This window comes from Enterococcus dongliensis (assembly GCF_031927985.1).
Lineage (GTDB): Bacteria > Bacillota > Bacilli > Lactobacillales > Enterococcaceae > Enterococcus_A > Enterococcus_A dongliensis.
Genome location: NZ_JARPZC010000031.1, coordinates 1 through 10,406, shown reverse-complemented (window position 1 = coordinate 10,406; position 10,406 = coordinate 1). Strand labels below are relative to the sequence as shown.

General features: G+C 33.0%; 8 protein-coding genes and 1 pseudogene. 2 read left to right on the top strand and 7 right to left on the bottom strand.

All coding sequences use genetic code 11. The features are described from left to right. Nucleotides 1-59: 59 nt before the first annotated feature. Complete coding sequence (locus tag P7D84_RS13315) at nucleotides 60-392, bottom strand: JAB domain-containing protein (protein ID WP_218210656.1); 333 nt, start codon at nucleotides 390-392, stop codon at nucleotides 60-62. Between the two features lie 422 nt (nucleotides 393-814). Between P7D84_RS13315 and P7D84_RS13310 the strand changes: the two genes are divergently transcribed. Continuing rightward, entirely contained in the window at nucleotides 815-1,024 is a 210-nt protein-coding gene (locus tag P7D84_RS13310; protein WP_031644640.1) for a hypothetical protein, read from the top strand. 282 nt (nucleotides 1,025-1,306) lie between these two features. On the opposite strand, the gene P7D84_RS13305 is transcribed toward P7D84_RS13310, so the two are convergent. Then, entirely contained in the window at nucleotides 1,307-1,579 is a 273-nt protein-coding gene (locus P7D84_RS13305; protein WP_032495688.1) for a hypothetical protein, read from the bottom strand. Nucleotides 1,580-1,769: 190 nt separating this feature from the next. Continuing rightward, a complete protein-coding gene (locus tag P7D84_RS13300) occupies nucleotides 1,770-2,384 on the bottom strand; it encodes a DUF4230 domain-containing protein (RefSeq protein ID WP_218210644.1) in 615 nt (204 codons plus the stop codon). A gap of 160 nt (nucleotides 2,385-2,544) precedes the next feature. Here P7D84_RS13300 and P7D84_RS13295 point away from each other — a divergent pair, with 160 nt between their 5' ends. Further along, nucleotides 2,545-3,504, top strand: coding sequence for an IS30 family transposase (locus P7D84_RS13295; RefSeq protein WP_032495686.1), 960 nt, complete (start codon nucleotides 2,545-2,547; stop codon nucleotides 3,502-3,504). A 548-nt stretch (nucleotides 3,505-4,052) separates the two neighbouring features. On the opposite strand, the gene P7D84_RS13290 is transcribed toward P7D84_RS13295, so the two are convergent. The 4 genes and pseudogenes from P7D84_RS13290 to P7D84_RS13275 all read right to left on the bottom strand — a co-directional run bounded on the left by P7D84_RS13290 (nucleotide 4,053) and on the right by P7D84_RS13275 (nucleotide 9,852). Then, nucleotides 4,053-6,008, bottom strand: a complete 1,956-nt coding sequence (locus P7D84_RS13290; protein WP_010731568.1) for an AlwI family type II restriction endonuclease — start codon at nucleotides 6,006-6,008, stop codon at nucleotides 4,053-4,055. Further along, nucleotides 6,008-8,110, bottom strand: coding sequence for a Dam family site-specific DNA-(adenine-N6)-methyltransferase (locus P7D84_RS13285; protein WP_032495685.1), 2,103 nt, complete (start codon nucleotides 8,108-8,110; stop codon nucleotides 6,008-6,010). Before P7D84_RS13285 ends, P7D84_RS13290 begins: the two co-directional genes overlap by 1 nt. Nucleotides 8,111-8,734: 624 nt before the next feature. After that, nucleotides 8,735-9,205 (bottom strand): annotated as a pseudogene (locus P7D84_RS13280) (Fic family protein); the annotation flags it as partial. A 47-nt stretch (nucleotides 9,206-9,252) separates the two neighbouring features. After that, nucleotides 9,253-9,852, bottom strand: coding sequence for a tyrosine-type recombinase/integrase (locus tag P7D84_RS13275; protein WP_218210646.1), 600 nt, complete (start codon nucleotides 9,850-9,852; stop codon nucleotides 9,253-9,255). Nucleotides 9,853-10,406: the final 554 nt, after the last annotated feature.

The window sequence follows — 10,406 nt, the reverse complement described above, 5'->3', positions numbered from 1 at the left end:
AATAGTTAAAGCACTGTAATTAAAAAATCCTAAACTTCGAGTACTTAGAGTACTCTAGTTTAGGATACTATGTTTAATAGGTCTCCGCTTGGGTGATTATGCGCGATACAAATGCGAGTCGCGTTGCTAAGAATTGCTCGTTGGAAAATATCTCTTGGGTGAGCAATCGATTGGTTTATCGTACCTCGGTGCACGACAGATAAACTGTTTACTTCGTTTTTTGTATTCAAACATAGCAACATCAAAACTTCTTGCGTTTCATTTCCAATCTCATCCATTAGCCATTGGGCAATGCCAAAGCTGGACGTAATTTTTTGTATTTCTAAGGTGGAATCACAGACAACTTGTTTGAGACGGACAATTTCTACTACTTTTTCATAACTAACTGACATTGTTTTCTCCTTCTTTCTTTTAGGCTTTTTTTCCCAACACATTTTTTTAGAGGTTGAGAGAAGTGAAGCTGGATTCTTTTGTTATTTGTTTTGTTGTCAAGGATCGAGTAGCAGTGTTTTTCTCCTTTCTTTTTATTTGCCATTTTTTCAGTGCGTTTCGGTCGTTTGCTGTGGTTATCCCTTAGCTTAGACACAAAGAAAAAACAAGGACGAACGTAGAGAGTTCATATATCCTTGTTTTTTCGACTGGCTATGCTATAACCACTTTCAGCAAGCGGTAGATACGTACAAAATGGACGGTTAAATGAAAAGAACACACAACAATGACAATCGGACATGGTTTTGACAACGAAATGCTTCCCCTTGTCTTCTTTTGACCAATTTTTTCGTATTTACTCTTAAAAGGGAAGGAGGGGAAGGTTATGTATTTTAAAAATAACTGTGGACATGTCTTTGTCGACGGATCAAAAGTAATTGTTGAAACGGATACATTTAAACGAACAACAGAATTTTATTCGATTTTCAATTCATCTATTCAAATGGAATTTAACGACAGTATTGTAGAGTTAGAAATCTATTCAAACGTAAACAAACTAGCAGATGCCCTATTAAAAGAGTATGGTGTAGACTAACCGACATGCAACGAGAAAACAATAGCAACAGGTATGCTTTCAGCTGCAGATTAAATTAAAAAAGCTTGAATTGTTGGTAAATCAACAATTCAAGCTTTTAACAGGTATTTTTGTATACAGGTTTCATTTTTTGACTTCTAGCGTTAGCATACTCCAGTTCATGCAAAGTGACTCACCCATTTAGATGATTCATTGATTCACTTTGAGCTAATCATTTTTTATGCTTATCCTTAAAATATAAAGCAACTCTAACTGATACTCACGTTTTGGGTTTTCAGCAAGTTAATGAGATACAGGTTTTATCGGTATCATTACTTCAAAAACTTGTAACTCCTTTTCCGTTGTAAATACTTCATCTTGCCACAGTAGCTCCCAAATATCTCCATCTATTTTTAACTGATGTTGTTCTAAAAATAATGAAACACGTTGAGTAAAATCAAGAATTTGCTGTTTTTTATCGGTAGTAAACCCTGAAAGATAGAGGCCTTCAGGTCGAGTGATAATAAGATTTCTTGGGTAATACGTCTGTTTAAAATTTTCTTTATATCGGGTCATAAAAATTCATCCTCTCGTAGATAAGTTTAATTTATTCTTGTCTCTACGAAAAGCTGTCTAAGATTTGATACTAACATGAGTCCCTACTTAAACTAGGTTCACAACGCAAAACATTGTGCTTTTGATGAGGTTGAACTTTTACACAAGATTGTGGACTTGACTAATTTCCGTTGATAGAATAATGATTTTATCACTCAAAATTAAACTCTAATTTTGCATTTTTGTTAATCCCTTGAAACAATGTTTTGTAATATGATTTCGCAGAATCATTCATTTGCCCTTTGTATTTTGCTAAATACATTTCTTGTTTTTTAGTACTCAATCTATTAGTAACCAATTTACCTGTGTCAATATCCTCGGTTGCTAAACTTAACAGGTCACCGCTAGAATCATAAAGCTGATAAGGAGCCTTTTGATCTAATTCTATCCCTATAACATCATATTTAGGTATAGTAACACTATATCTATTTTCATTAATTTTCTTAATTTTAACTGGTTTTTTAACGCCCAATTTTGCCTGATAATTAAGAATTATAATGGCTTTCTTTTCAGTCAGAGGGATACCAATTTTTGTCCAAGGGATACTTGTATTATTTGACTTAGTTTCTACTACCTGTATCCCTACATTTAAATAGACAGTCTCATTAGTTTGTTCAAGATATTTTATCATTGAATAAGACTTACTTTTTTCTCCTTCTTTAACTGAATACGCTAAATAAGATGGATATGCTAAAAATAAAACTGCAAATAATATTAACCAGCCTAATGCAAACTTCTTAGTGAATATTTTAAAAATTAAACTCATACTACACTCTCCAAAATATAATTTAAATACATATATTATTATAGCATTTTTTAAAAATAGTCTTAATACGCCGATCATAAAATTAAGCTAGACAAATAAAAAGTCATTTGTGCTACACTCAAGATAGTTCCCGCAAAAGAATTATAAGGAGTGAAGACAAATGACCTATACCCATCTTACATCAAATGAACTTGCAATGATAGACGCGTATTATAATAATCATCAATCTGTTTCAAAAGTAGCCAAACGATTACAACGTTCTCGACAAACCATTTATAATGTCTATCGTTTTCTTAAAAATGGTGGAAACGCAATGAGTTACTATAAACAATATAAGAAAAACAAAAGTAACTGTGGAAGACGTCCGATTGTTTTACCAGATGAACAACAGGAATACATTCAAAAAAAGGTGGTTCAAGGGTGGGCTCCTGATGTCCTTATTGGTCGAGCAGAGTTTCCTATTGCTTGTTCGGTACGTACACTGTATCGGATGTTTAAAGACCAAACCTTTGATAGTAAACACTTACCAATGAAGGGGAAAAGAAAACTAAACGGCCACAAAGAAACCCGAGGAAAACAAGCGTTTCGCCGTTCAATTCATGATAGAACTCATGATTATACCCACTTCAATCATGAATTTGGTCACCTGGAAGGTGACACCATCGTCGGTGGAAAACATAAAAGTGCAGTCATTACTTTAGTGGAAAGATTATCTAAAGTGATCATTACGTTAAAACCTACTGGTAGACAAGCCAAAGATATTGAAAATAGATTGAACCAGTGGTTCGACTCTGTTCCTAAGCACTTATTTAAATCAATTACGTTTGATTGTGGGAAAGAATTTTCTAATTGGAAAAACATCAGTAACATCAATGATATTTCTATTTATTTCGCTGATCCAGGAACACCTTCTCAACGAGGATTAAATGAAAATTCGAATGGATTATTACGTAAAGATGGCTTATATAAAGCTATGGATTTTAATGGTGTATCCGAAACCTTTATCCAATCAGTGGCATCAAAACGAAATCATATTCCTAGAAAATCATTACACTATCGGACACCAATGGAAGTATTTTTGAGTTACGTCACAAAAGATGATTTGTCTAACTTAATTTGACAAACGAAATAATAAAAGCTTTTGAAAGTTATTCAATTAGGCGTTGTTCAAGCCAGGTCTTAAAGGCGCTCGTCGTTCACTACAGTTCTCAACGTTAATATCGTTGCCATTTCAACGTTTACAGCACTCTTTGGATTATTTCAAAGAGTGTTTTTTTGTATTTTTATAGAGGTATTTAGATACCATTTAGATACCCTTTAGAGGAACTATTTTCTTTGAAACTTACTTAAAATTCAGTGATATGAAACCATATGAAATGACCCGGTTTTTCTCTGGTAATTATACACTGGTTTTACGAATTAATTATTACATAATACTTTATAAATATATTAATTGTCTAACTTAATTTGACAATTAATATTATCAAATCTTTTGGGCGATTACAAATAACAAAACTTCATCTAATTTCAACTAATATCATTTGAATGGTGTGAATTTTAACCCTAAATAAAACGAATTGAGCTAGCTTTTACCATAAGTTCACACCATTAAGTGATATTTTCCATTGACTAAAAAACATTCCCGTTTAAATCGAAACTACTACATTTTTACATATTAGCTTCAACAAAAATTTTATCTCGCCAACTTAAGTCAAAATTGCCCGCAAGTTCTTCGTATGATTCATCAATTGCTTTTAATAGTTTTCGTTCATCGAGATTGTTTTTCAGCATATGAAGTAGTTCTCGATTCTCCAGAGGGAAAATCTTTACTAAATCTGCAATTTCATCTTTATTTGATGACCGTAGAGGTACACTTGCAACTGCTCGCCAAATATTTACAGTATTATCGTCCAGTTCATCAGCAATAAATAAAGTAATGACATTCTTATCAAAGTTGTCTACCGTCAAATTTGTTGCATGTCGTAATACTGGCTCCCATTCTCCACGTTTTTGAGCTTGGGCATTCATCAAAGTAACTTCAAGCATTAATGTCAAGTTTTCATAATCAATGACAATATCACCAGCACCACCAGCTGCATGTGATAACGGACGCATTTCACCGTCTAAGGTTAAATTCAAACTCTTTGTAATAAAAAATTCTTCTTTAGAAATATAAAACCATGCAATAGCAACAATATATTCATAAATTGTTGGAACCGTTGCCGATTCTGATACTTCTGATTTAATTTTTTTATCATCTCTCGGTGAAAATAGCGGTAAGATTTCAATAATTTTTTCTCGAGGAAATGTTTTTGAGATAAATTTTCTAAATTTATCTTCTTTTTGCGTTAAAACAACACTTTCGATTTGTGAAGTATTTTCAATTCCAAGAAATGCTTTAATTTCCGACAAAATAGCAGATTCATCTAAATCCAATACCTCAGTTATTGTAGATTCTTGATAGAATGAGTAACTCAAGTTTTCTTCATAATCAGCATAGTTTTCAGTTCCCGAGAAACTCATAGAACTAAATATTATCGAAAGAACATCTTGATTGGTAGCATTGACTAGTCCAGTATTGAAGTCTAATAATCCCGATAAATTGAATGTTCGTTTTGTCATATCTCGATACTCACGAACGATATCATCTTTTTTAGAAAGTACAAATTGATTGTAAATCAACGTATTATTTTCTGACAGCAAATCATTATCTACGTTTTCATCTAAAAAATCTTGGATATTTTTAGATTTCATAAAATTCGTTTTAGCAAAAATAGCTTTTCCAAATCCAAATGCCTTTGTTAATTTATCGTTAGAATTCAATTCAAGCAAAGCATCTAAATTTTCAACATTTTTGTTAGATTTAAACGCCAACAACTTATTTACAAATTCAAAATATATTCCTTGCGTAGCTGAAGATTTTCTATTCACGAACAGCGAATCAAATTCTTTTCTATTTAATGGTTTTTTTGAAAAAAGTTCATCAGCAGTCAATTCACTTGTATTCTCTGGAAAATTTCTATCCAAAAATTCCGAAAAAATTTCATTGTTATCATTAACACTGTGATAGTCGTTAATGATGTCTTTTATTTTCCTATTATCAAATGACGGCTGAATTAAATGAATTAGTGTTAGAAAATCTTGTTGTGGGATATTCTGATACTTTATCACCAATCCCAATGCGACACGAAATGGATAAAAATAATTCATCTTATTTGAATCATAAACACGTAGTTTTAACAGCTGACGAGTGAATAATAAATTATTCGCATCAATTCCTAGTGAACGTTCAACATCATTTGCACTAAGCGTATTTTCATTTATCCAACTATTAGCAACTCTTGAAAGTTTCCTTTTTGAATTTGTTAGCCCAATTTTAACTAAGGCATTGGTTAAGGTTCTCCCACGTTTTGCAAAATCCTCATCAGTATTCCTAGAAAATAAATCTGTTTTTGTCAAAATTTTTTCGTAAAATTCTGCTTGCGCGACATTATTCCATTCATTGAATTCTAGATTTGTTTCTTGAAGATAAGGCAACAAAGTTTTATAGTCGTCAATTAATGTTTTTCTTCTAAAACTTGTGTCACCTAGATTAAATGTTTCTGCGGTATTTGTAAGCTTCATTAAATATCCCTCTCGTAATTTGTGACTAAAACTTCAACTGTTTCACTTTGTTTAGCCTTGGACTGATAGTTGCTATTATTGTAATTATAGTTTAAGACGTACAAATTATATTTTGAAGCCCAACTTTTAAGGATTTCATTTTCTCTTCCGTTATGAATTATCACATTTGAAAGAGCAAACTTAATATTATTTTCATTTGCTTTATCTAAATAATCGTATAAGTCTTTTTCATCTTTTTCAGACCAACCACCATTTTCATTGTAAGCTGCCGTCGTAATAAGATACGGCGGATCAGCATAGATGAAATCTCCTGTGTCTATACTCACTTCTCGGAAATCTTTGGTGGAATATTCAATTGGTGAGTCCTGTATTACTTTTACAAACTTACGTAATTTTTCCTCCATCTTTTTGTTAAAGTCTCGTTTACCAACTGGAAGATTATATTCACCCTTTGAATTAAAGCGAATCTGATTATTAAAACCGAAAACAACTAACAAGTAAAACAGCAATGGTGACGGTGAATTATTATAATCTTTCCTTAGCTTCAGAAATTTTTCTTTATTATATGCACCTAAACCACTAGCACTATTCGCAGAATAGAATTCATATCCATTTTTTTTCGTATTAGATAACCCATATTCACTTATTTTCATTTCCGCTTGGTTGATGAAATCATCTATATCAATAGTTGAAATATACTCAAAAAAATTAATCACATGATTTTCAACATCATTCATAAGATAACTTTCTGCTTGTCCATTTTTTGCCAGATTTGCAGTAACGCTACCACCACCAGAAAATAAGTCAATCAATCGTGTATACCTTGAAGGAAAATATGGTCGTAATTGTGGAAGCAATTTTTGTTTCCCGCCCGTATAATTCAGTGGCGATTGAATTATTTCATCATCAACTGTGCAAAGATACAGTAATTCTTTATGATTTTCTATATTCGACTTGCCCGTTGTAAAAGCATTAAAATCAATTGAAAAAACTTCTACTTGCCCACGTTTCTTCAATGTGGCAATAATTTCTTCATTTGAAATCTTTGCGTTTGAACGTGAATTTCCTTTTTTCGCCATATTATTGTACGAAACTAAAATATATCGAGCGTTAATATTTTGAATCAAATCATCAAATGCTTGGGGTGCTTTAGATTTAGTATAGTCCGAAGATTTTTCAGAGCGGTTGACCGCTTTCATTGCCACTCCCTCAACGTCCGGCTTTTTCCATTCCATAATGTTTTCTAATACATGATAAGCACTTTCATAGCCCCGAGAATTATAAGGAGTATCAATGTAAATAAGGTCTGTTTTAATTTTTCTAACTAGCTGATTAGCATCTTCATTGTAAATTTCATTTCCAACATTTTTATTGAATTCGGGAACTCGTAAATAAATAGGTTTAAAGGTATCCATTTTTTTCCGATATGCATCAAAATGTCCTACTGTGTTAGCCACCTTATCCATAGCATATAGCAAAGACGTTAACAAAAATGCTTTCTCACGTTCGTTTAAATCGTTGTAAGTCTCGATTTTTTCACGGATTGCATCAATTTTTTGTGCGTTTTCAACTGAAAAATATTTATTACCAAAATTTTTATCAACATATCCATGTATACCTTCAAGAGAATTCAGTTCTTCAATTTTGAACTGAATCTTTTTTTCATCTACGGGCATATTTCCGAACCATGTTTCATAAGAAATGTAGTTGCTTGTAAGAATATCGTTAACTATGACTTTTTTGCCTTGCTTGTTAAATAAATTAGCAACAACACCTGTTCCACCAAAAACATCAGCAACTGACTTAACATTTTTGGTGTGTTCCGAAACAACATCATTGATAAAATCTAGTATTTTCTGTTTACTGCCTAAATATCTTCTATTATTGATATGAAGAGGAGTCGATTCAGTTTTAAACAACTCCAATTGTTCGCTGTGACTATGCTTCAATTTTTTGTCAATAAGTTCCGCTTGACTAAATGTCCAAGCATTCTGATGCCCTTTTTTTACTGTGGGTGCAGGAATTTCGTTTTTCCGAACCCAATTGTTTACAGTTTGTCGTGATACTTCGTACTTGTCCATTAAATCTTGTGTTGTCATCATTTAGGCATCACCCTCTCTTTACAGTTAATGCAATTCTACCATATTAAGTGCAATAAGTAATTATCAATGTTTAGTTTTCAAATTACCATTTCCTGTCGTTTGTCTAAATTGTTTTCAAAGATATTATGTTTCTAACAAACGCAGAACTTACTCCTCTTCTTGTTCTCTTAAACTTTCTATTTCCATTTGCTCTTCTATTAATTTAATAAACCGTTTCTCTTCTATTTCTTCCGCTACTTGTTGTTCTTCCATTTCTTTCATTAATTGAAGTAGTCTTTTTTCTTACTCCTGTTCCATTAATTGAAAAAAACGTTCTTCAGAATAATAGGGGCTAGAATTTTGTTGGAACATTTGACTATCAAAATATTCTTTCTCAATGTTACCGTACAAATCGTTTTGTATTTGTTTCAACTGTTCAATATATTTCTCACTTGTGCTGTATAAATAATATTAATTGTCAAATTAAGTTAGACAATTAATATAATGAAAAGCGAATTTGATTTTACTCCGCCATCTCTTGAGCTTCTCCCAAAGAATGGCGAGAACGAAGAAACGTGGGAAATTGATTTCAAAAATGGGGTGGCACTATGGGAAGCATTACAAATACCCGCTCCTATTGCATTAAATGAATAGAAACAGTCGCAGGGCTTTTTCCGTATCTGATATCTCTTTATTCATTATCTCACCATATTGATTGTTTACCTCGTCTTCAGTTAACATTGGTGGCACATATCTTCCTTGAATCGTCGATACTTCTACCCCACCAGTTCGTATTTCACCGGGAAAAAGCGCATCCTCTGCTGCAACGATCCGATTAATCCGCTTACTTGTCTCTAACAGGGGCTCCTGTACGTCATTTAAAAGCATTTCAAAGCCTCTTTTTAAGTTAACGACGGTCAGGACATCATCTACCACCACGTTGTTGGCCCGATTATACTTAATAATCTCTTCTGTTTGTAACAACGTTGTATTTAACCCTTCAAATTTCCCCGCATTATACACCAGCTCTACAATGTTTTTCTTCAATAAATACACAGACTCTTTGCGAGATAAGTGATATTTATCAGGAAAGTTAGGCTGCTTTTCTTCGTTCATTTTCTCACCTTTTGAATTTTTCTTCTATTGTATAGGGCATTATTCTGTCATAAATCCAAACTCTTTACTGCAGTATCTTTGTCTTCCTGGGTGATTCCAATATAGCGTAAGGTCTCCCGTTGCGAAGAATGGTTGAGCAGCGACTGAATGATCTCTGTTTTGGTTCCTTGCTTGTACAAAAAATAGCCAAAAGTCTTACGCATCGAATGGGGACCAATTTCTTTCAACCCAACCGCCATTCCTGCTTCATGAATGATCCGCCAAAGGCTTTGTCGGGTCAAAGGCGTATCTGCTCCCTTTCGACTTGGAAACAAATACCTGCTGAAGTCCTGTACTTGCAGCTGCTCAGAAAATTCGGATTGAACATAATCAAGAATCACTTTTCGTAATTTGTTCGAGATGAAGACCGAATTGTGCTTGGCCGTTTTTTGCTCCTTCATGGCCAGACGTTCTTTGACAATCACCCGCCCACGGGAAATTTCTAACACATCACTTAATTTCAACTGTCTTAAATCAGAGATTCGATACGCCGTATTGATCCCAATCGAAAAAAGCACCAAATTTCGTTGCCCATATTTTCCGGAAGCCAAAATTGCCTTCATGGCATCGATCTTTTTTTTATCGCGAATCGGTTCCACGCTCTTCATTTTTATCCCCCTATCAAATGTTACTTAATATGATTATAACAGATAATAAGTCACATTTAAACAAGCTATAGAAAAAAGGACCTAAAAGAAAAGTGATTTTCTCTTAGAGCCTCTAAGGATGGAGCGATTTTAACGAATGTGACAGAATCTGATTGTGTCACATTGGACTTTTGATATTTTCGGTAAGATTTGATTATCTCAGAACATTAATATTGCCCCTTTAAAAAATTTTGTCAGTACTTTTAAGTTATTCTATTCTGAAAATTCAAAATTTTCAGTCTATATAATTAACTTATATTCAGTTTTACCAAATGATAAGCTTTAAAAAGTATTCAGAATTTAGTCATGTTATGGATCCAATAAAGTAGATATGGAATATTTATTTTCTCTTGTCTAATTTATAAGAACTAAATGATTTCATCATTGTTTTGACACTTTTAGTTGGGAGCGTCAATAATTTTGTGTAAATAACTCGTTCTTCTGCAAAATAATGGGTTACTCAGTAAACATTGAAGCTAATGTATCCGTCACTTGTTGGAAGCCTTTATGGCTTC